Origin of the sequence: Bradyrhizobium sp. SRL28 (genome assembly GCF_018596315.1) — a bacterium.
GTDB lineage: Bacteria > Pseudomonadota > Alphaproteobacteria > Rhizobiales > Xanthobacteraceae > Bradyrhizobium.
Genome location: NZ_JAHEAG010000252.1, coordinates 1 through 334, shown reverse-complemented (window position 1 = coordinate 334; position 334 = coordinate 1). Strand labels below are relative to the sequence as shown.

Annotated in this window: 1 protein-coding gene; it reads right to left on the bottom strand. The window is 60.8% G+C overall.

What is annotated here, in order from left to right; all coding sequences use genetic code 11:
• Positions 1-334 (bottom strand): DDE-type integrase/transposase/recombinase (locus tag KIP88_RS46225; RefSeq protein ID WP_214494686.1); only part of this gene is annotated, 334 nt, incomplete at both ends.

Below are 334 nucleotides of genomic sequence, written 5' to 3'. Positions count from 1 at the left end.
GTCATAGGCCCGCAGGTACACCTCCTCGTATTTGATGCTGCGCCAGAGCCGTTCGACAAACACGTTGTCCCGCCATGCGCCCTTGCCGTCCATGCTGATCGCGATGCCGTTGTCGGCGAGCACGCCGGTAAAAGCCTGTCCGGTGAACTGCGAGCCCTGATCCGTGTTGAAGATGTCCGGCTTGCCGTGACGAGCCAAGGCATCCTCCAGCGTCTCGACGCAGAAGGCTGCTTCCATGGTGATCGACAGCCGCCACGACAGAACACGACGTGTTGCCCAGTCCAGCACCACGGCGAGATAGACGAAGCCACTCGCCATCGGGATGTAGGTGATA